The sequence below is a fragment of the Salinibacterium sp. 10G20-15 genome (assembly GCF_057365065.1).
In genome coordinates this window covers 1,576,014-1,601,427 of sequence record NZ_CP195118.1, presented here as the reverse complement: position 1 = coordinate 1,601,427, position 25,414 = coordinate 1,576,014, and the positions used below count along the sequence as shown (strand labels likewise).

21 protein-coding genes are annotated in these 25,414 nt (G+C 60.3%); 1 reads left to right on the top strand and 20 read right to left on the bottom strand.

The window, feature by feature from the left end:
- Window positions 1-250: 250 nt before the first annotated feature.
- Genes hutI through hutH form a run of 4 tightly spaced genes read right to left on the bottom strand, consistent with a single transcriptional unit; the run spans window position 251 to window position 5,523 of the window.
- The gene (gene hutI / locus ACR3YK_RS07590) at window positions 251-1,465 is read right to left on the bottom strand and encodes an imidazolonepropionase (RefSeq protein WP_486174317.1); all 1,215 of its coding nucleotides are present in this window, start codon (window positions 1,463-1,465) and stop codon (window positions 251-253) included.
- Window positions 1,462-2,319, bottom strand: coding sequence for an arginase family protein (locus ACR3YK_RS07585; RefSeq protein WP_486174316.1), 858 nt, complete (start codon window positions 2,317-2,319; stop codon window positions 1,462-1,464). The genes hutI and ACR3YK_RS07585 overlap by 4 nt, the downstream gene beginning before the upstream one ends.
- The gene (hutU, locus tag ACR3YK_RS07580; protein WP_486174315.1) at window positions 2,306-3,970 is read right to left on the bottom strand and encodes a urocanate hydratase; all 1,665 of its coding nucleotides are present in this window, start codon (window positions 3,968-3,970) and stop codon (window positions 2,306-2,308) included. Before hutU ends, ACR3YK_RS07585 begins: the two co-directional genes overlap by 14 nt.
- Window positions 3,971-3,978: 8 nt before the next feature.
- Window positions 3,979-5,523 (bottom strand): histidine ammonia-lyase, encoded by a 1,545-nt coding sequence (hutH, locus tag ACR3YK_RS07575; RefSeq protein WP_486174314.1) that lies wholly within the window; start codon window positions 5,521-5,523, stop codon window positions 3,979-3,981.
- Between the two features lie 79 nt (window positions 5,524-5,602).
- Between hutH and ACR3YK_RS07570 the strand changes: the two genes are divergently transcribed.
- Window positions 5,603-6,370, top strand: a complete 768-nt coding sequence (locus ACR3YK_RS07570; protein ID WP_486174313.1) for an IclR family transcriptional regulator — start codon at window positions 5,603-5,605, stop codon at window positions 6,368-6,370.
- A gap of 140 nt (window positions 6,371-6,510) precedes the next feature.
- Here ACR3YK_RS07570 and tuf read toward each other — a convergent pair whose 3' ends face one another.
- From tuf to ACR3YK_RS07490, 16 genes are all read right to left on the bottom strand, one after another.
- Entirely contained in the window at window positions 6,511-7,704 is a 1,194-nt protein-coding gene (gene tuf, locus ACR3YK_RS07565) for an elongation factor Tu (protein WP_486174312.1), read from the bottom strand.
- Between the two features lie 109 nt (window positions 7,705-7,813).
- Complete coding sequence (gene fusA / locus ACR3YK_RS07560) at window positions 7,814-9,928, bottom strand: elongation factor G (RefSeq protein WP_486174311.1); 2,115 nt, start codon at window positions 9,926-9,928, stop codon at window positions 7,814-7,816.
- A gap of 90 nt (window positions 9,929-10,018) precedes the next feature.
- Window positions 10,019-10,489: a 30S ribosomal protein S7 gene (rpsG, locus tag ACR3YK_RS07555; protein ID WP_486174310.1), complete on the bottom strand. Its 471-nt coding sequence runs from the start codon at window positions 10,487-10,489 to the stop codon at window positions 10,019-10,021.
- Window positions 10,489-10,863: a 30S ribosomal protein S12 gene (rpsL, locus tag ACR3YK_RS07550; RefSeq protein WP_009773141.1), complete on the bottom strand. Its 375-nt coding sequence runs from the start codon at window positions 10,861-10,863 to the stop codon at window positions 10,489-10,491. The genes rpsG and rpsL overlap by 1 nt, the downstream gene beginning before the upstream one ends.
- 350 nt (window positions 10,864-11,213) lie before the next feature.
- The gene (locus ACR3YK_RS07545; protein WP_486174309.1) at window positions 11,214-12,074 is read right to left on the bottom strand and encodes a hypothetical protein; all 861 of its coding nucleotides are present in this window, start codon (window positions 12,072-12,074) and stop codon (window positions 11,214-11,216) included.
- 117 nt (window positions 12,075-12,191) lie between these two features.
- Window positions 12,192-12,896: a hypothetical protein gene (locus tag ACR3YK_RS07540; protein ID WP_486174308.1), complete on the bottom strand. Its 705-nt coding sequence runs from the start codon at window positions 12,894-12,896 to the stop codon at window positions 12,192-12,194.
- Window positions 12,893-13,678 (bottom strand): fimbrial assembly protein, encoded by a 786-nt coding sequence (locus ACR3YK_RS07535; protein ID WP_486174307.1) that lies wholly within the window; start codon window positions 13,676-13,678, stop codon window positions 12,893-12,895. The genes ACR3YK_RS07540 and ACR3YK_RS07535 overlap by 4 nt, the downstream gene beginning before the upstream one ends.
- Window positions 13,675-14,715 (bottom strand): type IV pilus assembly protein PilM, encoded by a 1,041-nt coding sequence (gene pilM / locus ACR3YK_RS07530; protein WP_486174306.1) that lies wholly within the window; start codon window positions 14,713-14,715, stop codon window positions 13,675-13,677. Before pilM ends, ACR3YK_RS07535 begins: the two co-directional genes overlap by 4 nt.
- 19 nt (window positions 14,716-14,734) lie before the next feature.
- A complete protein-coding gene (locus ACR3YK_RS07525; protein WP_486174305.1) occupies window positions 14,735-15,538 on the bottom strand; it encodes a prepilin peptidase in 804 nt (267 codons plus the stop codon).
- On the bottom strand, window positions 15,535-17,286 hold the full coding sequence (locus tag ACR3YK_RS07520) for a hypothetical protein (RefSeq protein WP_486174304.1): 1,752 nt from the start codon (window positions 17,284-17,286) through the stop codon (window positions 15,535-15,537). Before ACR3YK_RS07520 ends, ACR3YK_RS07525 begins: the two co-directional genes overlap by 4 nt.
- Window positions 17,283-17,990: a type II secretion system protein gene (locus ACR3YK_RS07515; protein WP_486174303.1), complete on the bottom strand. Its 708-nt coding sequence runs from the start codon at window positions 17,988-17,990 to the stop codon at window positions 17,283-17,285. Before ACR3YK_RS07515 ends, ACR3YK_RS07520 begins: the two co-directional genes overlap by 4 nt.
- The gene (locus ACR3YK_RS07510; protein WP_486174302.1) at window positions 17,990-19,369 is read right to left on the bottom strand and encodes a type IV pilus modification PilV family protein; all 1,380 of its coding nucleotides are present in this window, start codon (window positions 19,367-19,369) and stop codon (window positions 17,990-17,992) included. Before ACR3YK_RS07510 ends, ACR3YK_RS07515 begins: the two co-directional genes overlap by 1 nt.
- A 145-nt stretch (window positions 19,370-19,514) precedes the next feature.
- A complete protein-coding gene (locus tag ACR3YK_RS07505) occupies window positions 19,515-19,946 on the bottom strand; it encodes a prepilin-type N-terminal cleavage/methylation domain-containing protein (RefSeq protein ID WP_486174301.1) in 432 nt (143 codons plus the stop codon).
- 358 nt (window positions 19,947-20,304) lie between these two features.
- Window positions 20,305-21,546, bottom strand: coding sequence for a type II secretion system F family protein (locus tag ACR3YK_RS07500; RefSeq protein WP_486174300.1), 1,242 nt, complete (start codon window positions 21,544-21,546; stop codon window positions 20,305-20,307).
- Entirely contained in the window at window positions 21,546-23,630 is a 2,085-nt protein-coding gene (locus ACR3YK_RS07495) for a type IV pilus twitching motility protein PilT (RefSeq protein ID WP_486174299.1), read from the bottom strand. The genes ACR3YK_RS07500 and ACR3YK_RS07495 overlap by 1 nt, the downstream gene beginning before the upstream one ends.
- A 21-nt stretch (window positions 23,631-23,651) precedes the next feature.
- Window positions 23,652-25,325 (bottom strand): GspE/PulE family protein, encoded by a 1,674-nt coding sequence (locus ACR3YK_RS07490; protein ID WP_486174298.1) that lies wholly within the window; start codon window positions 25,323-25,325, stop codon window positions 23,652-23,654.
- Window positions 25,326-25,414 lie beyond the last annotated feature (89 nt).

The following is a 25,414-nucleotide window of genomic DNA, read 5'->3' as shown; positions in this document are numbered from 1 at the left end:
CCTAGCTGCTACACGCTGTGTGATTCACGCTCTGCGTGACCCGCACGTTGTGGAACTATGCACTGACTGGGAGTGATCCGCGCGCACAGGGCGGCGAAATGTTGAACTAGAAGAGTCTGTCACATCCCGGCATTTGCTGCAACCCGGGCGTGTCGGAATTTCAGGCTACTTCTCGATGCCGAAAGTACGGCATCCAGATCATTCTTTTTCAGCACTTCTGGGTGCCGATATGACGGGGTTTAGCCGGCTCTCAGCCCAGCGGCCGCACACGCTCATGAACGCCATCCAGAAAGACGCTCGAGACCAGCGGAACGCCTGGCCGGTACGCCAGATGACGGTAGTGCGGAGCATCCAAAATCTGGGCATGTGCTCGCGCGCCGACCCGCAAATGACCCACGTCACCGCGCTGCAGCGAGCGTGCTCCCCCGAGAGTCGCTGCCGTCACCGCTTCGGCGGACGTCATTCCCATCTCCCGCACCGCCAGTGCGATGCAGAACGGGAGGGATGACGTGAAGCTGGAGCCGGGATTGCAGTCGCTGGCGAGCGCAACGGCGACGCCCGCGTCAAGCAGGCGCCGGGCATCCACGAACGGATGCTTCGTCGAGAACTCGACGCCGGGCACGAGGCCGACGCTCGTAGTGCTGGCGGCGAGCGCGTCGACATCGTCGTCGGAGAGATAGGTGCAGTGGTCGACGCTCGCAGCGCCGAGCTCAACCGCGAGCTGCACGGCGCCGGACTCCCCCAATTGCGCGCCGTGAAGACGAGCACCCAAGCCGGCGGCCTGGCCGGCAGTGATGATGGAGCGCGTTTCGTCTTCGGTAAAGGCACCGTTGTCGCAGAACACATCGATCCAACGCGAGAACGGGGCGCAGGCGTCGAGCATCTCTCCCCTGACGAGCGAGACGTAAGCGGCGCGGTCCTCGGCGTATTCGGCCGGCACGACGTGGGCGCCGAGGAAGGTTGTCTCGTCGGTGAGCGTGGAGGCAAGGCGCAGCATCCGCGCCTCATCGTGAACGCTGAGGCCGTAACCGCTCTTGATCTCGATCGTGGTTGTGCCTTGGCGGCGCATCTCTGCCACGAGCGCCGTGGCGTTGGCGAGCAGTTCGTCGTCGGTTGCCTCCCGCGACAGCGCAACGGTGCGCCGGATGCCGCCCGCCCCGTAGCGACGACCCGCCATGCGCGCTTCGAACTCCTCCGAGCGGTCGCCCGCGAAGAGAAGGTGGCTGTGGCTATCAACAAAACCTGGAAGCACGCAGCGACCCGCGGCATCCACGTGCTCGTCGGCAGCGGGGGCTTGCTCGGTCGGGCCCCACCACGCCACGCGGCCGCCGTCGAAAACAATGGCGGCATTCTCGATCTCTGGCTGCTCGCTGTCGTGAGTCAGGAGAAGCCCGATATTCGTGATCACAGTGCTGGCGTTCGCGGTGCTGGCGTTCGCAGTGCACGTGTTTGCGGCATTCGTCATCGCAGTGCCACTCCGGAGATCGCTTCGAGAACGCAGAGGGCCACGAGGCGCACCGTGCGTTCGTCGGCAGAGTCTGCAGCGGCATCCACTTCGACAAGGTCAATCGAACAGACCGCCGGATGCGCGGCAGCAATCCGTGCGGCAGCGCGCAGGTCAATCGCCGCAATGCCACCCGGTACTGACGCGGGGCAAGCGGGAGTAACCGCGCGGTCGCAGACATCGACATCGAGATCGACGTGGATGGGGCCACCAGCAGCACCCGCAATCTCAAGGGCCTGCGCCATGACCTCCTCCATCGACCGCGAGCGCAGTTCGTCACGAGTGATGACGGTGATTCCCGCCTCGCGGGCTCGCTCGGCGTAGGCCAGCGAGTTCGCCAGCGGCTCGATACCAATCTGCACCACGCGGTTGCCGTCGAGGCCTGCCTCGAGAAGTCGACGGACGGGCGAACCATTACTCGTTCCGTCGCGTAGGTCGTAGTGGGCATCGAGCGTGATGAGCCCAGCGGTGGCGATCTGTGATCCCCAGCGTCCGAGGGCGGTGGGTACCGTTGCGGCGTTATCGCCGCCCAAAGCAATAACAAGCTCGGCTCGCAGCTCAGCGACCGCCTCGATCGCATCCGCTTCGTTCAAGTCAGGCTCGCGCACGTTGCCGGCGTCGACGATCCGCAGATCAGACAGCGCGGCATAACGCCGCAGAGCCTCCCGCACCGCCTGAGGCGTGGTGTGCGCTTGAGTCGGCGAGAGCGACGTACGCGAAGTCGGCATACCGATGAGCGCGACATCCGCCCATTCATCAGCAACCGGCGCGGGCCAGTCTCCCGCCCGTGGCCACAGCGGATCAGCGCTCAGCATTGTCGCCCTTCGTGAGTGGAGCCTCGTTCATAGGGATGCGAACGCCGAGATCATCAGCGACCGCGATGGCTTCATCGTAGCCAGCATCGACGTGACGGATCACTCCCATCCCGGGATCGTTCGTGAGAACGCGCTCAAGCTTCTGGGCCGCCAACTCGGTTCCGTCAGCGACCGTCACCTGGCCGGCGTGGATCGACCGGCCAATGCCAACGCCGCCACCGTGGTGAATAGAGACCCACGTTGCCCCCGACGACGTGTTCACCAGCGCGTTGAGCAACGGCCAGTCGGCAATCGCATCCGAACCATCTTTCATTGCTTCGGTTTCGCGGTACGGGGACGCCACCGACCCGCTATCGAGATGATCGCGACCAATAGCCAGCGGGGCAGCCAGCTCACCAGAGGCGACCATCTCGTTGAACTTGAGGCCCGCCTTGTCGCGTTCGCCATAGCCGAGCCAGCAGATGCGGGCGGGCAGACCTTGGAAGTGCACCCGCTCCCCTGCCAGCGTGATCCAGCGCGCGAGCGATTCGTTCTCGGGGAACAGCTCAAGAATGGCCCTGTCTGTCTTGTGGATGTCGCGGGCCTCGCCGCTGAGGGCGGCCCACCGGAACGGTCCCTTACCCTCCGCGAACAACGGACGGATGTAGGCCGGCACGAACCCCGGAAACGCAAACGCATCCGCGTACCCTGCTGCGCGCGCCTCGGTGCGGATGTTGTTGCCGTAGTCAAAGACCTCGGCACCCTGACGCTGGAAACCCACCATCGCTTCAACGTGGATCGCCATAGACTCGCGAGCGCGCTGGGCGAAGTCCGGGTGGCTACGGGCGCTCTCCCAGTCGTGGAAGTCAACGCCGAGCGGCAAGTACGCGAGGGGGTCGTGTGCGCTGGTCTGGTCGGTGACGATATCGATCGGGGCGCCCATCGCGAGCAACTCAGGCACGGCTGCAGCCGCGTTGGCAAGCACGCCGATCGATAGCGCCTTCTTCGCATCGCGAGCCGCAACGGCGAGCTCGACGGCGTGCGCGAGCGACGTCGCCTCGACGTCGAGGTAGCCATGATCGATACGCCGAGTGATGCGGCTCTGATCAACATCGATGCAGATCGCGACACCGTCGTTCATGGTTACGGCGAGGGGCTGAGCGCCGCCCATGCCTCCGAGGCCGGCCGTGAGGGTGATGGTGCCCGCTAGAGTGCCACCGAATCGTTTCGCCGCAACCGCAGAGAAAGTTTCGTACGTGCCTTGCAGAATGCCCTGCGTACCAATGTAGATCCACGACCCGGCCGTCATTTGGCCGTACATTGTGAGGCCCAACTGCTCGAGCCGACGGAACTCATCCCAGTTCGCCCAGTCGCCCACGAGGTTGGAGTTGGCGAGCAGCACGCGGGGCGCCCACTCATGCGTCTGCATCACACCGACGGGCTTGCCCGACTGCACGAGCAGCGTCTCGTCGCCCTTGAGCGTCGTGAGCGAGCGCACGATCGCATGGTAGCTGGGCCAGTCGCGGGCAGCCTTGCCCGTGCCGCCATAGACGACGAGATCTTCGGGATGCTCGGCAACCTCCGGGTCGAGGTTGTTCTGCAGCATCCGCAGAGCGCCCTCCTGCTGCCAGCCGAGAGTAGTGAGGGTGGAACCACGCTGTGCCTGAATCATGACTGCTCCTAGTGAAGTTCGGTGACGGAACGTGCTGCTGCAACAAGGGCACCCGACTGCACGAGTTCAACGCTCGCGGCAATGTCGGGGGCAAGATAACGGTCGGGGCCGGCTCCCGGCACCCGCTCGCGCAGGGTGTCGATCACGGCGGCCGATACCGGGGACGGCTTCTCGCCGCGCATCTCAATGCCGCGCGCGGAGGTCAACAGTTCGATTGCCAGAACGCGCGAGAGACCGTCGATGCTGCGACGCAGCTTGAGACCGGCACTCCAGCCCATCGAAACGTGATCCTCTTGCATGGCGCTGGTCGGAATCGAGTCGACGGATGCCGGCGCCGCGAGCCGCTTCATCTCGCTGACGATGCCTGCCTGGGTGTACTGCGCGATCATGTGACCTGAGTCGACTCCGGGATCTGCGGCGAGGAACGCGTTCAGCCCGCCGTTGCGGTTGCTGTCGAGGAAGCGGTCGGTGCGACGTTCACTCATGCTTGCGACGTCGGCCGCCACAATCGCAAGGAAGTCGAGCGCATATCCCACGGGCGCCCCATGGAAGTTTCCGTTCGACTCCACGCGGCCATCGAGGGTGACGACAGGATTATCGATTGCGCTCTGCAACTCTCGCTCAGCAACGCGTCGCGTGTGATCAACCGTGTCGCGAGCCGCCCCGTGAACCTGCGGAGCACAACGTAAGGAATAGGCATCCTGCACTCGGGTGAAACCATTGGTGGCGTGGGCGGCGATCGTTCCCGAATCGCGCAACACCGCGCGCATGTTACCGGCGGACACCTGCTGGCCGGGGTGGGGGCGGAGGGCGTGAAGATCTTCGGCGAAGACGCGATCTGTTCCGGCGAGACCCTCGACGCTGAGAGCCGCGGACAGGTCGGCGGTGGTGAGCAACGCGCTCAGATCGGTGATGGCCATCGATAGCATGCCGAGCATCCCGTCCGTGCCATTGATAAGCGCCAGACCCTCCTTTTCGTGCAGCACGACCGGCTCAATACCGGCAGCCTTGAGAGCAGCGGAAGCGGGCATCAACTCCCCGGCGACGCGCACGTCGCCTTCGCCCATGACCGCCAACGCGCAATGCGCCAGCGGAGCGAGGTCGCCCGAGCACCCGAGGCTGCCGTACTCTCCCACGATCGGAGTGATGTCGGCGTTAAGCAGTGCGGCATAGGTTTCGGCGACAACTGGCCGCACTCCGGTTCGCCCGGTTGTCATCGTGGAGAGGCGTAAGAGCATGGTCGCCCGCACCACCTCAGCGTCAATCTCCGCACCGGAGCTGGCGGCATGGCTGCGCACCAGAGACCGCTGCAATTGCACACGCTGCTCGAGAGCGATGTGTTTCGTGGCGAGGGCGCCAAAGCCTGTCGACACCCCGTAGTGCGGCCGAACGTCGTTCGCGAGAGCCTCGATGACGGCGCGCGACGCCTCGATCTCGGCGATAGCTTCGGGCGAGATCGACACGCGCGCATGGTGGCGCGCAACAGCGACGACCTCGGCGATGCTGACGGGGCCAACACCAAGAGAAATAGACTGCGGAGTTTCGGGATTCATGATCCCAGTGAACGCCGTTCATCCTTCAGCTACGATAGCGATTCGCGATATGGTGTCTGAGATATCAGACAGGGGAAACGTGCCCAGCATTCCGGCAGCGCGCAACACTATGGCGGTGTTGCGCCATCTCGCGTCTCGCAAAGGACCCGTGCCCGCCTCGGCGTTGGCCCGCGAGCTAGGACTGCCTCGATCATCCGTCTACCAACTGCTCGCCGTCATGGTTGACGAGGGATTCGTTGTGCACTACCCCGAGGACCGCACCTACGGGCTCAGTGCCCTCGTCTCTGAGATTGGCACTTCAGCGCTGCGCAGCGAAAGGCTCTCTGCTCTTGCCTCACCGCTGCTGCGCAGTCTCGCTCGCGAAGCACCCATCCCGGTCGTCGCTCACTTGGCGGTATTGAGCGGCGCGGATGTCAGCTACGCGGCCCGCGTGCAGGGAACGCGCGCTCCCACGACCGTCTCGGCGGTCGGTGTGCGCCTGCCCGCCCATCTCACTGCCACTGGCCGTGCCATGCTCGCGCGGCTCACCGCACCTCAAGTCCGCGCCCTGTATCCGACTCGGGCAGCTCTGACTCGCCGGCAAACCGCGGGCCCCCAAACCCTGGCCGAGCTTGACCGGATGCTGGATTCCGCTCGCGCGCGGGGCTGGGCGAGCGAGATCGGCGACGTCACCGCCGACTACTCCTCGGTGGGTACCGCGGCGCTCGATCGCAACAACTACCCCACAGCAGCGATCGGGTTGACCTTCCGCACGGATGCGGTGGGCGGGCACTGGGAAGAACTCGGCGCCGCGACGATGGCTGCTGCGCGCGCCCTCACCGGCCGGCTCACCGGACGTCCCAGCTGAACGACACTACTGACCGATCGCCGGGGGCCGATTCGACAACCTCACACGCTAAGCAACATCGCCGACTAAGCAACATCGCTGGTTAAACGACAAAGGGCCGAGCCTTTCGGCCCGACCCTTGTCGTAATGAGTTACTGAGCTTACGCCAGAACCTTGGTTACCTTACCGGCACCTACGGTACGTCCACCCTCACGGATGGCGAAGCCGAGGCCCTCTTCCATGGCGATGGGCTGAATAAGCTCAACGGTCATGTCAGTGGTGTCGCCGGGCATAACCATCTCGGTGCCCTCGGGCAGCGTGATGACGCCGGTGACGTCGGTGGTGCGGAAGTAGAACTGCGGACGGTAGTTCGCGTAGAACGGGTTGTGACGCCCACCCTCATCCTTGGAAAGGATGTATGCGGTTCCCTCGAAGTTCGTGTGAGGAGTAACCGAGCCAGGCTTTACAACGACCTGACCACGCTCAACGTCTTCACGCTTGGTTCCGCGCAGGAGCAGACCACAGTTCTCGCCAGCCCATGCTTCGTCGAGCTGCTTGTGGAACATCTCGATACCAGTGACCGTGGTCTTCTGGGTCGGACGGATTCCAACAATCTCAACGTCAGAGTTGATCGCGAGGGTTCCGCGCTCGGCGCGACCCGTAACAACGGTTCCACGACCGGTGATCGTGAAGACGTCCTCAACGGGCATCAAGAACGGCTTGTCCTTGTCGCGTACGGGGTCGGGGATGTTCTCGTCAACAGCGTCCATGAGGTCGAGGATCGACTGAACCCACTTCTCGTCGCCTTCAAGAGCCTTGAGGCCCGAAACGCGAACGACAGGTGCGTTGTCGCCGTCGAAGCCCTGGCTGCCCAGGAGCTCACGAACCTCAAGCTCAACGAGCTCAAGGATCTCTTCGTCGTCAACCATGTCGGACTTGTTGAGTGCTACGAGCAGGTAAGGAACACCAACCTGCTTCGCGAGCAGAACGTGCTCACGAGTCTGAGCCATCGGGCCGTCGGTCGCTGCAACCACGAGGATCGCACCGTCCATCTGAGCCGCACCGGTGATCATGTTCTTGATGTAGTCAGCGTGACCGGGAGCGTCTACGTGAGCGTAGTGGCGCTTGGTCGTCTCGTACTCAACGTGCGAGATGTTGATGGTAATTCCGCGCTGACGCTCTTCCGGAGCCGAGTCAATCGACGAGAAGTCACGCTGGACGTTGGTTGCCGAAGGGAACTTGTCTGCAAGCACCTTCGAGATCGCTGCCGTGAGCGTGGTCTTTCCGTGGTCAACGTGACCGATGGTTCCGATGTTTACGTGCGGCTTGGTCCGCTCGAACTTGGCCTTAGCCACTGTGGGTCCTCCTCAGGACTCGGTTGCTTCGCATCCGGCGATTTATCGCTGCCGAATGTTCTGCAAGTTGGTGTGTATCTATGTTAGTTGCGCGCTGGTAGTGCGGCGATTACTCGCCCTTGTTCTTTGCAACAATCTCGTCAGCTACCGCGCGGGGAACCTCAGAGTAACTGTCGAACGTCATCGAGTACACCGCACGACCCGAAGTCTTGGACCTCAAGTCGCCAACGTAACCGAACATCTCCGACAGCGGTACGTGGGCGCGAACGACCTTTACGCCGGTCGCGTCCTCCATGGACTGGATCTGTCCACGGCGACTGTTAAGGTCACCGATGACATCTCCCATGTACTCCTCGGGAGTACGAACCTCGACCGCCATGAGCGGCTCGAGGAGAACTGGGTTTGCCTTACGAGCAGCTTCCTTGAAAGCCATGGTTCCCGCGATCTTGAACGCCATTTCGGACGAGTCAACATCGTGAGCGGCACCATCGAGGATAATTCCTCGAACGCCAACCATCGGGAATCCTGCGAGGATTCCGACGTTCATCGAGGCCTGGAAGCCCTGATCGATCGAGCCAATGTACTCGCGAGGAATACGGCCACCGGTGACTTTATTTACGAACTCGTAAATGTTGTCGCCTTCAACTTCCATAGGCTCAAGCGAAATCTGGACCTTAGCGAACTGTCCCGATCCACCGGTCTGCTTCTTGTGCGTGTAGTCGTGCTTGTCCACAACGCGTCGAATCGTCTCGCGGTAGGCAACCTGCGGCTTACCAACGTTGGCTTCAACGTTGAATTCGCGCTTCATACGGTCAACAAGGATGTCGAGGTGAAGTTCACCCATTCCCTTGATAACCGTCTGACCAGTTTCCTGGTTCTGTTCGGTACGGAACGTGGGGTCTTCTTCAGCGAGCTTCTGAATAGCGACGCCAAGTTTTTCTTGGTCGGCCTTCGTCTTTGGCTCGATCGCGACCTCGATAACGGGCTCAGGGAACGTCATCGACTCAAGAACGACTTGCTCGTTCGGGTCACACAGAGTGTCGCCGGTCGTGGTGTCCTTGAGGCCGATCACGGCGTAGATGTGTCCAGCCGTGACGCTGTCGACAGGCATCTCCTTGTTGGCGTGCATCTGGAAGATCTTTCCGATGCGCTCCTTCTTTCCCTTGGTGGAGTTAGCAACAGCTCCGCCAGAGTCAAGGTGCCCCGAGTACACGCGAATGTACGTCAGGCGACCGAAGAAGGGGTGCACTGCAACCTTGAACGCCAACGCCGAGAAAGGCTCTGCGGAGTCAGGCTTGCGGATGATGATCTTCTCTTCATCGCGGGGGTCAGTTGCTTCCATGGGAGGCACATCGACCGGCGAGGGGAGGTAATCAACAACCGCATCGAGCATCGGCTGAACGCCGCGGTTCTTGAAGGCAGAACCACAAAGCACGGGGTAGATCTCGCTGTTGACGGTGAGCTTGCGAATCGCAGCCTTGATCTCCGCAACCGTGATCTCTTCGCCACCAAAGTAACGCTCCATGAGGGCGTCATCGGTTTCAGCCACGACCTCAAGGAGTGCGGTGCGGTACTCCTCAGCCTTTTCCTTGAGGTCTTCGGGAATCTCTTCGATGGCGTACTTCGCACCCATCTGAACGTCACCCTTGGCGTCTCCGCGCCAGGTAAGCGCACGCATCTCGACGAGGTCGACGACGCCTTCGAACTCAGACTCGAGTCCGATCGGGAGCTGAAGAACCAGGGGGCGAGCGCCGAGGCGGTTCACGATGGTGTCTACCGTGTAGTAGAAGTCCGCGCCCATCTTGTCCATCTTGTTGACGAAGCAAATGCGGGGAACGTCGTACTTGTCAGCCTGGCGCCATACAGTCTCCGACTGCGGCTCCACGCCTTCTTTGCCGTCAAACACGGCGACAGCACCGTCGAGAACGCGGAGCGAACGCTCCACCTCGACCGTGAAGTCAACGTGGCCGGGGGTGTCGATGATGTTGATCTGGTTCTTGTTCCAGAAACAGGTCACAGCAGCAGACGTGATCGTGATGCCACGCTCTTGCTCCTGCTCCATCCAGTCAGTCGTCGACGCACCATCGTGAGTTTCACCAATTTTGTGGTTTACACCCGTGTAAAACAGGATGCGCTCAGTCGTGGTGGTCTTGCCGGCATCGATGTGAGCCATGATGCCGATATTGCGGACCTTTTTTAGGTCCGTGAGCACTTCCTGTGCCACAGGTTCCTCCGAAAGTTAGTTGGTGAAGAACGAATCTCAGCCGCGAGGCGAATCAGGCTTACCCTCATCCGCCTCGCTGCGAGGTGCTGACTACCAGCGGTAGTGAGCGAATGCCTTGTTCGACTCGGCCATCTTGTGGGTGTCTTCACGACGCTTCACAGCGGCGCCAAGTCCATTTGATGCATCCAAGATCTCGTTGGTGAGACGCTCGGTCATCGTCTTTTCGCGACGACCCTTTGCGTAGCTCGTGAGCCAGCGCAGTGCGAGCGTGTTTGCCCGGTGCGACTTGACCTCAACAGGCACTTGGTAGGTCGATCCACCGACGCGACGCGACTTGACCTCAAGGGTCGGGCGGACGTTGTCGAGAGCCTTCTTGAGGGTGACGACGGCATCTTGGCCGGTCTTCTCTGCTACGCCTTCGAGTGCGCCGTAAACGATGCGCTCTGCGAGGCCCTTCTTGCCGTCAAGAAGAATCTTGTTGACAAGCTGGCTGACAATAGGTGCGCCGTATACCGGATCCGCGACTACGGGACGCTTAGGTGCTGGTCCTTTACGAGGCATTACTTCTTGTCCTTCTTCGCGCCGTAACGGCTACGAGCCTGCTTACGGTTCTTTACGGCCTGGGTGTCGAGCGCTCCGCGAACGATCTTGTAGCGAACACCGGGAAGGTCCTTTACACGACCACCACGGATGAGCACCATCGAGTGCTCTTGAAGGTTGTGACCTTCACCGGGAATGTAGGCAGTGACTTCGGTTCCGTTAGAAAGCTTGACACGAGCAACCTTACGCAGCGCCGAGTTCGGCTTCTTCGGGGTTGTTGTGTAGACACGCGTGCAAACGCCGCGCTGCTGCGGGTTGGACTTAAGGGCGGGCGCCTTGGTCTTGACGACCTTCGGCGTGCGTCCCTTACGCACCAACTGCTGAATGGTGGGCACTCAATTACTCCTTGTTTTTGCTGCACGGTGACAGCGTCATGATGGTTAGCATTCGATGCTCTGGGCAGAACATCGAGTTCATCTGGATCCGCTCCCCGCCCACAGGCTGAATAAACAGCTTCTCTGAGTGGTTCGTGAATATGCCGTGGGGGTCAACCAGACGGTTGAGCCCAATGGTGCGGAGTTACTTGCACCCGAACCCCGCTCTCGCGGCGACCTTCAAGAGGCATAGTTCAAGCGCACGGCAAAGCGCACACCTCAGAAAGAATAGCCCCCCGGGCGCACCGGGGTCAAATGATCACAGCGCACACGCAGGCTCCAGAACAGGGCACGCGACTGCGCACGCCACCTTAGCGTTGAGCAGCAGTTTTCTCTGCAAGCTCGGCTTCCCACTTCGCCCGGGATTCACTGTTGCGCTGGGTGACCTTGCGGCCGCGCTTTGCGACGAGTGCGCCTGTCCACAGTGACACTTCACGGCCGATAAGGCCTGCTGCGATAACCAGCGGATCGGCCAAGGCACCGACGAACATAGCTTGAGCCTGCACGGGAGTGTTCTGGATAATGCCATTGATCAACAACAAGGCACCGATCGTGCCGAAATACACGACGAGACCGACAATGATGCTCGAGAAAACATGAGCAGCCCAGCCAGCGCGGTTCACAATGAGAGCGACGACAATTGCCCCCAACGCGAAAAACGCGACCGGGACGTAGAACGATGGCGCCTGCATAAATGCGAGAGCAACACGGCCGGTTGCCGCCGCACTGATGATCGCCACTGCGAGAGCGAAGACGATAGCAAAGACCAGGCTTGAGGCTAGAGCGATAAATACGCCGAAGCCTCGATTCCCGGCCACCTTCGGCGGTGTCGGTGCCGTCACATAAACCACTCGCAGTTCGCTGGATTCCGCACTTGGAGCAGCTGTTGTTGTCCCCTGTGGCTCGGCCTCGCCCACAATCTCCGTCTCAGCAGCCGGAGCGGGCACCGTCATCGGTTCAGCTTCGGCTTCAAGAGTGGCATCGTCGTACGACGCCGTATCGGTAGCCGCAACGAAACCAACGGGAGCGACGGGCTCCGCGGCTGGATCCACAAGGGGCGTGGTGTGCTGGGGCGCGTCCGCCGCATCAACGGCCTCGTCGACCACTACAGCATCTTCGATGTTGTCGTTTTTCTCGGCAGAAGAACCACGCTCTACAGATGGATCGGTCATGACTGTTGCCTCCTCGTGCCAGCGACTGATGCTCTCAGTGTACTGAAGCAACTCTCAGAAACGGGAAGGACGCCACGACCAAGCGGTCGTGGCGTCCCTCCTTATTGCGATTACTGTCTAGCCGACTGTCGTTCCGTCGTCGACGACGCCGGTCACAGTGGACAAGTCGGTACCGGGAAGCACGTACACAAAACCGGTTGACTTGAGCTGGAAGCTGCCGGGCTCGTCCCCTTGATCTACCGTCACGGAGCCGAGGGTGTAGGTGCGAACAGCTTTCTGCACTCGCTCCAAGAAGAGGTGAACCGCAGCGAACTCACCTTCGACCTCGATGTTGACAGCCACAGCCACAAGCCCGGGGACCGAAGCGACCGACTGAGTGTTCGCCTCAGAGCCAGGGTCCACTTCAGCGGTCGCTTCACCCTCTTCACCTTCTTCACCTTCGACCGGAGTCGACGGCGCCGCGTCAGCTTGAGGAGCAACAGCGAGGTTCGCACTGACGTAGGAGAGGTTGACGAGAGAGACTTCCGACTTACTCGCTATCGCTTGAACCTGCGCCGCGAACTTAGAGGTGTTGTGAGAATCCGGGATCGCCAACTGTAGTTCGTCCAGCTCGGCGAAGAGCTCGGTGGAGTCTGCGGCAAGTGCCTTTAGCCGATCGAGCTCTGTCTGCTTGATCTGGTTCTGGAGTTCGACGTCCGCAAGCTGTCGGTCAGACTCGGCTGCCGCGGTGTATGCCGGCCCGACTCCGACGGCGTAGCCCGCAGCGAGAATGACGATTACAGCGATCACCCCGATGAGGGTCCATAGACGCGTTAAGGTCATGAGCCGCTCCCTTCTTCCTCTGTGTCCTCGGTCGGCGACGGAGCCGGCGTTGACTCAGGCGCAGGCTCAGGCTCAGATTCTTCGGCAGTCTCCGCTTCTTCTTGCGCCGCGGGATCAAAACGCTTGAGCAACGCGCTCTCGTCTACAAACACAATTACTGAAGCGGTATATGCGCCCGCCTCTCCTTGCTCGACCGATACCAAAGTGGCGTCGGAGATCCCCGATATCTCGGGTAGCGAACGGACCCACGTATCGACAGCCGCAACACTCGGAAAGGACACTTCCAAGCCGACTTGAGCGATACGAATCGGGTCGAGCACCGAGGTGGACTCGCCATAAGCCTGGAGCGGCGTTGCGGTCTCGAAGCTATAGGAGACGACGGCACTATCTGTGCCCAGCTTCTTGTTGAGCGCGAGGATGAGTGTGTTGACCGAGATCTCAGTTGACGTCGCAAACTGTCGTGCACTCTTTGTCGACTCCACCATCTGGCTGGCGACGCGAACGTCGTTGTATTCGCCCTGCTGGTTGATGAGATTCTGCGTCTCCGTTCGCGCGGTCTCTAGGGTCAGCGTGCGCTGAAGCGAATAGAGATTGGTTCCCGCTGACGCAACAATTACGACTCCGATAGCGACAATCGCGACAAAAATGGCTCGACCACGGGCCCGCGCCGCTTGCTTTTTCTGCCCCACCTCAGGCGGGAGAAGGTTAACGTGCGGCGGATACGCCGTAGGGACCTTTACTTCCTTACGAGCTTTTGGCGCCTTTTGATTCTTGTCGCTCATGCCGAGACCCCCGTAACCAATCCGAGCGCAACCGACATATCGAACGGTGATCCTGTGCCCTTGAGACCACGCGAAACAGCGGTCATCGTGAAGGGGTCGGGTAGTGATGCCGGAGTTTTAGTGAACTCTGAGACAGTCTCTACGAGACCGAGAAGGTGCGATCCTCCACCGGTCATCACAATGCGGTCAATCGCGCGATTGTTACGCGCGTTCTGGAAGTACTGAATGGTTGCCCGAATCGCCATCAAAGTCTCGTTTACCAGCTCGAACGATACTTCAAGCGCGGGGCGCTGCTCCGCAGTGGCACGTGCGGCGATTACGCCCACCGATCGCTTGATCGCTTCGGCATCTCGAGTAGAAATATCGAGTCGTTGCGATATTCCTTTAGTAATATCGCCGCCGCCTGAAGGAAGGAAGCGAATGAAGTGAGGGATGTGCCCCTCCAGCGCAACGAGTGTCGTTGTCGACGCGCCGATATCGACAAGCAGAGTGGTCGTGCTACCCAATTCCGGTGTGGAGAACAGTCGCGTCAGAGCGAATGGAGCGAGGTCCACATTGACAGGTGCGACACCTCCGGCGGATGCCGCGTTCACATTGACGAGAACTGGCGCCTTGATGGCCGCCACGAGCATGCCCTGGAGCATGGGCCCAGTTTCGCCCTCCGCCTCAGCTGCGGGATAGAAGTCGAGCAGCGCATCGGAAGCGGGAACCGGAAGCAAATCTTGCACCTGAAAAGGCAACGATTCGCGTACTTGGTTCAACGGCAGTCGTGGCACCGTCACATCGCGAGCAACGACTTTGGAGTTTCCAAAGCCAACCACCACGTCGCGCGTGCGGATGCCGTTCGCTGACCACAACTTCTTGATCGACGCCGAAACGGTAGCAGAATCGATGACCTCGCCTGCACGCACCGCGCCCTCGGGCAAAGGTACTTCACCGAAGCGAAGCACCGTTGGCTTCTGAAGGTGCGGGTTCTCGACTTCAACAGCACGAATTGCTGTTGAGCCAATGTCCAGCCCCACTAATTTCTTTCCCATAGTTCCCCCCGGGTCACGGTCAGACGAGACCAGTGACCGCCATATATCCATTCCACAGTTGTGAACCGAAAGCGATGCCAACCCATGCGCCCGCGATCATCCACGGCCCAAATGGGATAGCTGTGCGCCGGCCTGCCCGCCGAATGATGAGCAATGCGATTGCAAATACGCCCCCGAGCAAGAATGCCGCAAAAGCACCCACGACGACGACCCCCCATCCGAGCCACCCGAGGTAAAGACCAAGGACAGCGGCGAGTTTGACGTCACCCATGCCCATGCCACGGGGCTGAATAATCGCGATGATGAAGTAGAAAGCGAAAAGCGCAGCGCCCCCGCCGAGAGCGCTGAGAAAGGCACCCCAGTTTCCAGTGCCCGCGCTCGCGACGGCGAGCAAAACCGCACCCACAACGATCGACGGCAGAACGATGCGATTCGGCAGGGTTTGCGTGTCAAGGTCGATGAGGGTGAGAGCGATCGAAATCGCTGCAAGGTAAAGGAACGCGGGAAGCGCCCAGATCAGAGTGGACTCTGCCCCGATGACGCCGGCTGTCACGCCGAAGGCAACTGCGGTCGCTGCTTCCACTAGTGGGTAGCGCGCTGCGATCGGCTCGGAACAGTCGCGGCAGCGGCCGCGAAGAAGCAACCACCCGACAACCGGAATGTTGTCGTACCACCGGATGCGGTGCTCGCATTTGGGGCACGCGCTCGGTGGCGAGGTCAGGTTCTCGCCGCGCGGCAACCGCCAGACCACGACGTTCAAGAACGAGCCAACAGCAAGTCCGAGAATGACAGCGAAAACGACGAGAAGAGAGGTTGCCGTCATCGAGCGGCACCTGATGCCTCGTAGGCTGGCTCCACCTCAATCCACACGTTTACACCATAAGTGGTGGTCACGGGCGAAAGGAACTTGGGAGGTGCCGTGTACTTAAGTCGGCCGTCATAGACATAGTCCTTGACGTAGCCGCCGCTACCGCTCCGAACGATTCCGCGGAACTTCTGAGCGATCGCGCCGTTGACGGTAAGGGTGCCGCGGCCGCCACCAATGCTGGGGTTCTGAACGGCGAAAGTATGACCGACCGAGAGAATCGCAGCATCAATGCGTCGGTTATAGCCGCCGAGCAGCGTGTGGTGATAGTAACGGTTAGATCCCGTCGTGGGGTTCCACACCCAGACTGCGTCATTGCCCACAAGGCCGAGCATGTCTTCCTGAGGATCGCTGTAGCGGATGTCGCCGGTTACGTAAATGTAGTGTTCCGCCGAGAGCGTTGCTTGACCGTTCAGCGTTCCCTTAACAAAGAGGTCTCCATTACGGCATTCGTAGCTTCCACTCGGAGCGACCTCGTAGCGAATTGGGTAGCCAAGGCCGTTGCCATTTCCATTGCTGTCGCGATAGCCGCTCTCGCCGACGCAGGAGAGACCACTCGGACGGTTCCAGCTCTCCCAGTAGTTGGGGTCGCCTACGACGCTCGGCACATTCTGAACGTAAATCACGTTGCTCGGTGGCAAAGTGAATGTCGCGCCAGAGCTACTACGGAGCCCGGAGAGACTTCCGCACGTTGACGGCGTGCTTCCCCCTGTTGCGGGAGAACCTGTGATCTGGGTCTTCTTAGTCCACGGCGAGCGCACCGTGATCGTGCCGTTCGAGTTCAACTGGATTTCCGTCGGACCGGTATACAGGCAGCCTGGGCGTGGCACCCCGTCGGTGACAAGATCAGATCGCGTCTCTCTCAAATGCTGTGAGTTCGTCGCTGGCATTCCGATCACGGGACTAAAGCTCGGCGAACCGGGGACGTCGAAGTACTGACCGCTGCAGTAGTATCCGTTGGAGTCACGTGGGTTGTACTTGTTTCCGCTCGACGGTCGGTAACTCGTGGTAACTGCTCCCAAGAAGCTCGCGCTGCAAATGCGAATCGTGTCGTTGGAATGTACTGGGCCATCGACGGTGTCCCCGCCGGAGAAAGCGATCTCCCCGCAGTTCCCTGAGATGCTGCTGCGGCCATCCCACCAGTACTTCACACAGTTGTTACTCACGCTGCTGAACGTAGGGTCCATGATTTCGTAGTCGGTGAAATAGAGGAAGTCGATAAAGCCGGATTGGCGAAGGTCAGCCACGATCGTTCGAGTTTCGCCGCCTACCTTTCCCGTCGACCGCACGCGGATGGTTCCACTGCTCTGATACTTCGAGTTGTCGACCTCGTAGCGAAAGTAGGAATTGTCCGAGCTACCGGGCACCTTCACCCAGGGCTCGCTGGCGAGGGTGTTGAAGGCGGGGTTCGCGTTGGCGCCGGTGGGCAGCCGAACGTCACTCGTGGACGAGAAGTCCGCGAGAGGGTTTCCGTACTGAACGTAGGAGGTGTCTTCCGAGAGCCGGCTCTGGTAGTCCTCAACACCGGCGTACGCTGCGGCAAGAGAAGCCGACCACTCTTGCGTGGCGGCCGCTTGACGAAACCCTCCAGTGGCGTAGGCAACTGCGGTCGTCACCAAGAGACCGAGGACGACAGTGATGCCAATCACCATGGGAAGCGCGGCGCCCTGATCGCCTCCGATACGGGCACGAAGAAAGCGGATCATCGATCAATTCCAATCCTGGAGAATCCAAGGTTCGGGATACCTACGGTGTTTTCGAGCGTTGCAGTTTTGGCGCTTCCGGTCGGATCCGTCTGAACGGTCATTGTCACCTTGACCGCGGCGATCTGGCGACGCTGCGATTCGGAAAGGGATCCACTGGACGGCACGACGAGTTCGACATTGTCTTTGGTATAGAACCTAAACACTGGAGTACCGCCCGTCGCGATCTGACGGACGACGGTGCGTTCGGAGGCTGCCGCGCTATAGAACGAAAAATAGCCAGAGGAGAGAGGACGCGCGTCCCAGCGAGTCTCAACCAGTGTGCGGTCCGTCGTGATGCGGAACTGAACTTTGACCGGTTCTGGACTAAGCGCATCGGTATCCAAGTAGGCCTGCAACACGACGTTCTCGGCACTGGCCACACTGAAGACGGGCTCATTCAAGGTAGCGGATGGTACCGGATTCTCCGTACCCGCCCGAATGACACGAGTCAGCTCATTCATAGCGATTGTCGCGGCCGAGGTGTTGGCCGACGCTGAACGCTCTTCGCTGAAGGTTTTGGTGAACGTGACGAAAATCGTCATCACCATCGCGAGAAGCATTCCCATCAGCGCCACCGTGACAATGAGCTCGCTGAGCGTAACACCACGCTGTTCGTGACGGAGTTGGGATACGCGAGAGAAGAGAAGTCGCCGAAAGCTACGCATTAGCTTGCCACTCGAGGGTCGACGGTCACTACGCCAGGCACCGTGGAGGTTCCACCGATGACGGGAGTCAGGATGCTTCCCAACCCGAGCGGAATCCACGCGCCAGCGACGCGGCGCTCAATCTCCCACGTTCCGTATGGCAGTGCAATGAACTGCGTGCTCGCATTGAGTGAATTGAAGTTGAGGGTGATCGACTCGGTGCAACCCGGGTCGCCGCTACCGGCTACGGGCGCCGTCGACTTCACTCGAATTCGAGATCCCGAGATCGCACTCACGTCAACGAGCCCCATAGGCACCACCATGTCGACGCTGCCGCCCGGGTTCGCCGCCACCGGTGCCGGGTCGGGAGAACGATAGGTCACTCCCGCCACAACCTCTTCCGGCCACAGCGCAGGGTTTGGTGAGGCACAGTATTTAGCGGTACTCGCCGAATCTTCCGGTTTGGGAATGTACTCCCCCGCGATACCGACGTAGCCAGAGCGCCAAGGGAAAAGATCGACATTTCGAGTCAGGCTCGATGAGCTGCTGCTGTCGGTGTAGACGCCATACGAGCTCAGGAATGTCGTGTCCATGTTCTTCGGGATCTCGACGTTTGATGGAGCGGGAGTTGCAACATACTTCAGGTCGAAGCGCGCCGACTTGTCGTAGTTGAACGAGACGGAGCTCGCCGTTCCCGCGACCACCTGAGTCAATTGCGAAGGCGACGACGATTGACCGTCATCGGTGATGTATCCCGAGCGGGAAACACTGACGTTGTAGTTGCCAGGGGCCACCTTCAGGATGAAGGTGCAGCCCTGAGCGTCTGTCGCGGCTGGTGACGTTGAAAGGCTCTGGGCCCCCTCAGGCGGTGATGCTGGGCTGGCGTCAACGCTAACGCCGGCCGAACCTTCACCAGAACCACCGAGCACAGACACGAGGATCGTCCCGAGAGCCGGGTCATTGATTCGATCATCCGGAGCAAGCAGGCTGTCAAAACGTACGGGCTCGGTACCGGCTCGCATGTTGGGCCAGGAAACCTCGATATTGATGCGCTTGTACTGGAGCGTTCCGCCGCCGGAGCCGCACGAGGCTTCCGTGTTGCTTGACGGGACCCACGCCGTCGAACGACGAACGGTGAAGACATCACCATTGAGCGTCTTCGTGTACGTGTCGTCAAAAAGTGTAAAGACGTCGCCGGCATCGCGGGCAAGGTCTACCTCTTGGGCAGCGAGGTTAGCGGCGACTACGCGAGCTCGGTTATCGCGCGTGATTGCCAGAACAGTGGCTAGTGATTGCAGGACTCCAAGCGAGACGACCGCGAAGATCATCATCGCCACGAGTACCTCGAGAAGGCTCAGCCCTGCGTCGGAGCTACGGAGACGCTGTAGAACCTTATGCATGATGAGCCCCTTTCGTGCGGGTATAAGGGTGTGCAAGTTGTGCGGTCGGAGATGGGTTCTCCTTGGTGAGAGCGATCACTCTCGGGTGGAACGGAAACGGGGCGCCGCCGCTTGGCGACGCCCCGTCTCGGTAGTTATCTTGCTACTACGGCGTGGTCGAAGAAGCAGCCTTCTCGGTCTTACCGGTGCTGCTGTCGTAGGTCCATGTCTGGCCGGTGTAGTCCTCGTGGCCGAAAACGAGCACGTAGGTGGTGGCAGTCGGGGTAACGCTCGTGAGGATTACCTTGTCGGTCTTCTTGAATCCGTTAAGACCCAAAGCAGTCTCGTCGAGGTCCGTGAACGAACCGTTGTTGCCTACCGCGTAGGTCTCGGCAGCGATAACAGCGTTAGCGATGTCCGACTTGACCTGCGATTCCCAGGCGCCCTGGCGCTGGTTGAGGAAGAAGGGGATAGCGATAGCGGCAAGGATGCCGATGATCAGAACAACAACGAGGAGCTCAACGAGAGTGAAGCCCTTCTGGTCGTTCTCGAGGTCGTTGCGCTTGCTGCGCAGTGCTTCGTTCAAACGTGCGATCATTATGGATTTCCTGTCTGTGGTTCGGATCTTGGACAGGGGCCCCCAGAAAAAATCAGCTTCTCAGCCCCCCACAAAAAATACTCTCAACATGTGGGCTAGCTGAGAATCCCACAAACGGGGGTGAACCGCCCGAATCACGCCCCCAGTCTGAGGGGCGAGGTGCGAGTCGTGGCGGTTTTTGCGCCTAGTTCAGGGGTAGATTCCGCCGGCACAACTCCACGGGACTCGCCCGCGACGGCCGGAAAGCGCGCACTCCCCTGTGCTGCGTCCTCTAACCGAAATGCACGTCAACGGCCAAGCGGGGGCATCGCGACTCGGGTCGCGATGCCCCCGCTTGGGGCTGCTAGGTGCCTGGGTGCTATTTGATCTGGTCGAAGATGGCAAAGATCGGCATGTAGAGCGCGATGACCATCACGCCTACGATCGCGCCAATGACACCAATCATGAGCGGCTCGATAAGTGCCGTGAGCTGCTCAGTAGTCTTCTGCACCTCATCGTCGTAGAAGTCAGCGATCTTCGAGAGCATGACCTCCATCGAACCAGCATCTTCACCAACGGCGACCATCTGGGTCACCATCGAAGGGAAGACCGGCTCTTTGGCTAGAGGAACAGAAACCGACTGACCGGAACGGACAGAGTCTGCCACGCGACGAAGGGCTTCCTCGATGACAAAGTTTCCCGACGTCTCCCCGACGATCGACAGTGCATGAAGAATTGGCACACCAGCGCCGAGCATGGTTCCAAAGTTACGCGTGAAGCGCGAGATCGATACCTTTCGGAAGAGAGGGCCAAAGACGGGCGCCCGCAGCTTCCACGGGTCAACAGCCTTACGGACCTTTTCTGTGTGCTTGTTCTTGCCCCACCACACGCTGAAGATAATGCCGCCAACGACAAGAATCGGGGCAATGATGGTCATTCCATCAGACATCCACACCAGCATCTGGGTGAGCAGTGGCAGCTCGCCACCGAGGTCGGCGAACATTTCCTCGAACACCGGCACAATGAAGAGCAACATTCCCACCACGGCAGCGATCGCCATAATGAGAACGACCACGGGGTAGGTCAGCGCAGACTTAATCGTTCCGCGGAGCTTTACTTCGCCCTCAAAGTTGTTCGCGATCGATTCGAGCGCGTTGTCGAGGAATCCGCCCGTCTCACCCGCACGAACCAGGTGGATCATAATTGGCGGAAAAACCGTGCCGTGCTTGGCAAACGCATCCGACAGCGTTCCACCGGTTTCGACGTCTTGACGAATCTCTCCGAGAGCCTTCGCAAGCGTGGGGTTTTCCGTCTGCTCCGAGAGGATGACCAGCGCCCGGATAAGCGACAGTCCCGACGAGATCATCGTCGACATCTGACGGCTCATCACCGCGAGGTCATCAAGGCCAACGCCCTTCTGCAAGAAGGAGATGTTGATCTCTTTGTTGAGGCCGGTGCCGGCACCCGCTTCAGTAACCGAGATCGGGCTAATCTCCATGGCACGAAGGCGCACCAGGACCGCGTTCTCGCTCGAGGCATCAATGCGTCCCTTGACAACCTTGCCCGACTGATCGCGGGCCTTGTACTCAAAAGACTTGGTGGAAGAGGTCGTAGCGGCCATTATCTCGGTACTCCCGTTGAGCTGTCGCTCATCAATCGGTGCATACCCTCGGGGTCATGAGCCTTAGCCATGGCAGCCTCTTCGGTAATCGCACCAGACTTAGCGAGACCAGCAAGGTGCTGGTCCATCGTGTGCATTCCCGCACCACGGCCAGCCTGCATCGCCGAGGGGATCTGATAGATCTTTCCTTCGCGGATGAGGTTGCCAATGGCCGGGTTCATCGTCAGTACTTCTGTCGCCACAACTCGCCCTTTGCCGCTGGCACGACGCACGAGCGTCTGACAGATGATGCCCTGAAGCACCGCAGCGAGCTGAGTACGCACCTGACCCTGCTGGTGCGGCGGGAAAACATCGATGATGCGGTCAACAGTTTGCGCAGCATCCTGAGTGTGCAGGGTGGCGAACACGAGGTGGCCCGTTTCTGCAGCGGTCAGCGCGATCGAGATGGTTTCTAGGTCTCGAAGCTCACCGATCAGAATGACATCGGGGTCTTGACGCAAGACATGCTTAAGGGCGTTCGTAAACGAGTGAGTATCACGACCGACCTCGCGCTGATTAACCAGTGACTTCTGATTGCCATGCAAGAACTCGATGGGGTCTTCCACCGTGACGATGTGGTCAGCACGGGTGCGGTTGACCAAGTCGATCAGCGCGGCCAACGTCGTCGACTTACCGGACCCTGTAGGACCGGTAACGAGCACCAACCCGCGAGGAAGAGTTGCAAACTGGGAAACTGACTCCTGGATGCCGAGGTCTTTCAACTGCTTGATCTCGGTCGGAATGATGCGGAAGGCAGCGCCCAGGTTGCCACGGTCCATGTAGAAGTTGACACGGAAACGGGCAGCCTCCGATAGCTCGAACGCAAAGTCGAGTTCGAGAACCTCAAGGAATTGTTCCTCCTGCTTTTCGTCGAGGATGCTGAACAGGGCGTCACGCGTACGATCCTTATCCCAGGCAGCTACTCCCTTGAGGGGCTGCAGTCCTCCGTCAATACGGATCATGGGAACAGCACCCGATGCGATGTGGAGGTCAGAAGCACCGGTATAGACGACTTCTTTGAGAGCGTCGAGCAATTCGGGGCTCGATCCCTCCCGCGCCGTGAGCTCCATCTCGGGGCGCGCTTCGCGCTCCTCTTCCACAATCTCGGGCACCGAGAGCAACTGGGACTCTCGCGTCGGCTGAGGGTCCGCGGCACCGAATCCGCTTGTGAAGCTCAAGAGCCCCTCATCGACGCCGGGCGGTGGGAAATTCAGTTCGCCCTCGGCCGCGGGAGCAATGTCGGGCAGGTCAAGCAGACCACCTTCGGGAGCAGACTGCGACGGGAATTTCACCGTAGGAGCATCTGCCGAAACCTCATCCAAGATCTGGGTTGGGTTGTCGGCAGGCGAACGTGGCGTGTCTTCCGTAAAGTAGGGAACTTCGGCAGCGGTCGGCGACGGCGCGGTTCCGGCAGCGGGAGCGGCAGCGGCGGAAGCCGCCGAAGCAGCAGGAGCTTCCGGTTCAGCGACATCGGGGTCAGGAAGTGATGCGCCAGCAGCCGACGTCGCGGCTGACGTCTGAGACATTGCGCCCGCCGCCGCTTGGCGGAACAGTTCATCAAGTGAATCGATCGACGTGACAGGTTCGCTAGCCATCCGGCGAGCGCGGCGCCCGCCTTCAGCACCTGCTACTGTCTGGCTGGCCTCAGCCTGAGTTGCCTCGGCCGCGGGCTCCGACGCAGGAGCGCTCTGAGGTGCAGCGGTGGCGGAGGTCGGTGAGGCCGGTGGTGCCGGCGGTGCGGCCGGGGGTGTTACACCCGAAGTATCTGTGCTCTTAATCGAACCAGACGGCGGCGGGATCGTCGGAAGCGGCGAGGCAGGAACGGTCGCCGCCGACGCTGCCGGCGCAGTGCCCGTTTGAGCCCACTCAGGGAACGGTGACGCAGTTGCCGCTTGCGGCGTACCTACGCCAGGAACACTGGTTCCCGGCGTGGGTGGTGGCGCATCCGTTGGAACGCTCTGCCCGGCAGGCGCACTCTGCCCCTTCGGAGTAAACAAACTCTCATCGACCGATTGCGACGGGATGTCGTAAATCCGCTTAGCCATAATTCCCCCAGATAATTCGTCTTATGCGACGACGCGCAAAATCTCTTCGACGGTCGTTAGACCGAGCTGGGCCTTAGCCCATCCATCCATCCGCAGAGTTCTCATCCCCTGCTCCACCGCCACCCGGCCAATTTCAGCACTCGACGAGCGCGCGACCGCGAGGCGTTCAATTTCTTCGGTGACCGCCATTACTTCATGAAGGGCGATTCGGCCGCGGTAACCCGTCTTCGAGCACACGGTGCACCCGACCGGCGCATACAGAGTCGGCATGGGACCTTCGGGATTGAAACCGACCTTAAGGTTCACCAGATCTTGCGGGTTGTGAACGGCGGGCTGCTTGCAACGGTCACACAAACGGCGCGCCAGACGCTGGGCCACGACACAGTCGATAGCAGAACCCACCAAGAAGGGTTCAATGTCCATCTCAATCAATCGAGTGACGGCACTCGGAGCGTCGTTGGTGTGAAGGGTGCTCAACACGAGGTGGCCAGTAAGGGCGGCCTCGATCGCAATCTGCGCCGTTTCCTGGTCTCGGATTTCACCAATCAGCACGACATCCGGGTCAGATCGCAGAATTGAACGCAGCGCACTCGCAAATGTAAGGCCGGCCTTCGGGTTGACTTGAACCTGGTTGATTCCCGCCATGCGGTACTCCACCGGGTCTTCCACCGTGATGACGTTGATCTCGGGGCGCGCAACCGCATTCAGAGTCGTGTACAGCGTGGTCGACTTACCAGAACCGGTAGGACCGGTAACAAGGATCATGCCGTAGGGCTTTACGTACGCCTCTTTGTACACCTTCGCGTTGTGTTCGAGTAGGTACAGCTGACTCAAGTCCAGCGTGGTGTTCGAGTTGTCGAGAATTCGCATGACAACTTTTTCGCCATAGACGGTCGGCAGTGTGGCGACACGAAGGTCGATTTTCTTCTGACCGTGGATGACGGAGATACGGCCATCCTGAGGCTTACGACGCTCTGCGATGTCCATTTCAGCCATGATCTTGAGGCGCGAGATGACACCGTTCTGAATCTGACGAGGAGCGCGTTGCATTTCGTGAAGCACGCCGTCAATACGGTAACGAACGCCGAGGTCGTGCTCACCGGGCTCAATATGAATGTCCGAGGCCTTGTCTTGGATGCCCTGGCTGATGAGCAAGTTCACGAAGCGAACGATAGGTGCGTCGTCTTCGGTCGGCTCATTGTTGTTCGCGGCAAGAGCGACATCCGTCGTCGTTGCTTCCTGCTCGAGCTCGCTGCTCAGGCTGGAGAGTTCACCGTCCGCGCGGTGGAAGCGGTCGAGAGCGGTTTGGAGGTCGCTACGCTCGGCAACGACCACGCGAATCTGACGGCCGGTAGCTGCACGAATGTCGTCGAGGGCAAAGATATTGCCGGGATCGACCATGGCCAAGACAAGATATCCCTCGCTGAAGGCAATAGGGAGAACTTCGTGACGGCGACAAATAGCGGCTGGCGCCAAGGCGACCGCTTGATGGTCAACAGCGAAGTCGACGAGCTCAACAAACGGTACTCCGGCTTGAGCTGCGCGCGCTGAAGCGAGCTGCGCCGGCGAAATGGTTCCGCTATCGAGCAAGTTTCGAACGAGTGCTTCCTCGTCGGTGTGAGAAGTCCCCACAGAGTCAATGCTCTCAATTGGCATCATTCCGCGAAGAATCAGTACTTCAGCAAGTGTGGTCACGCGTGCCTCCCCCCAAGGTCCTAGCGGAGTTCAACGCTAATCGACTCACATCTGCACCACTAGCCCCACTTGTGAGGGGTAGTCAGGAC

Bases quoted from the DNA above. Each gene is read 5' to 3' on its own strand.
- hutI (WP_486174317.1), bottom strand. From the start codon at position 1,465: ATGACGAATGCCGCAAACACGTGCACTGCGAACGCCAGCACCGCGAAC.
- ACR3YK_RS07585 (WP_486174316.1), bottom strand. From the start codon at position 2,319: ATGCTGAGCGCTGATCCGCTGTGGCCACGGGCGGGAGACTGGCCCGCG.
- hutU (WP_486174315.1), bottom strand. From the start codon at position 3,970: ATGATTCAGGCACAGCGTGGTTCCACCCTCACTACTCTCGGCTGGCAG.
- hutH (WP_486174314.1), bottom strand. From the start codon at position 5,523: ATGAATCCCGAAACTCCGCAGTCTATTTCTCTTGGTGTTGGCCCCGTC.
- rpsG (WP_486174310.1), bottom strand. From the start codon at position 10,489: ATGCCTCGTAAAGGACCAGCACCTAAGCGTCCCGTAGTCGCGGATCCG.
- ACR3YK_RS07545 (WP_486174309.1), bottom strand. From the start codon at position 12,074: ATGACCGATCCATCTGTAGAGCGTGGTTCTTCTGCCGAGAAAAACGAC.
- ACR3YK_RS07540 (WP_486174308.1), bottom strand. From the start codon at position 12,896: ATGACCTTAACGCGTCTATGGACCCTCATCGGGGTGATCGCTGTAATC.
- ACR3YK_RS07535 (WP_486174307.1), bottom strand. From the start codon at position 13,678: ATGAGCGACAAGAATCAAAAGGCGCCAAAAGCTCGTAAGGAAGTAAAG.
- pilM (WP_486174306.1), bottom strand. From the start codon at position 14,715: ATGGGAAAGAAATTAGTGGGGCTGGACATTGGCTCAACAGCAATTCGT.
- ACR3YK_RS07525 (WP_486174305.1), bottom strand. From the start codon at position 15,538: ATGACGGCAACCTCTCTTCTCGTCGTTTTCGCTGTCATTCTCGGACTT.
- ACR3YK_RS07520 (WP_486174304.1), bottom strand. From the start codon at position 17,286: ATGATCCGCTTTCTTCGTGCCCGTATCGGAGGCGATCAGGGCGCCGCG.
- ACR3YK_RS07515 (WP_486174303.1), bottom strand. From the start codon at position 17,990: ATGCGTAGCTTTCGGCGACTTCTCTTCTCTCGCGTATCCCAACTCCGT.
- ACR3YK_RS07510 (WP_486174302.1), bottom strand. From the start codon at position 19,369: ATGCATAAGGTTCTACAGCGTCTCCGTAGCTCCGACGCAGGGCTGAGC.
- ACR3YK_RS07505 (WP_486174301.1), bottom strand. From the start codon at position 19,946: ATGATCGCACGTTTGAACGAAGCACTGCGCAGCAAGCGCAACGACCTC.
- ACR3YK_RS07500 (WP_486174300.1), bottom strand. From the start codon at position 21,546: ATGGCCGCTACGACCTCTTCCACCAAGTCTTTTGAGTACAAGGCCCGC.
- ACR3YK_RS07495 (WP_486174299.1), bottom strand. From the start codon at position 23,630: ATGGCTAAGCGGATTTACGACATCCCGTCGCAATCGGTCGATGAGAGT.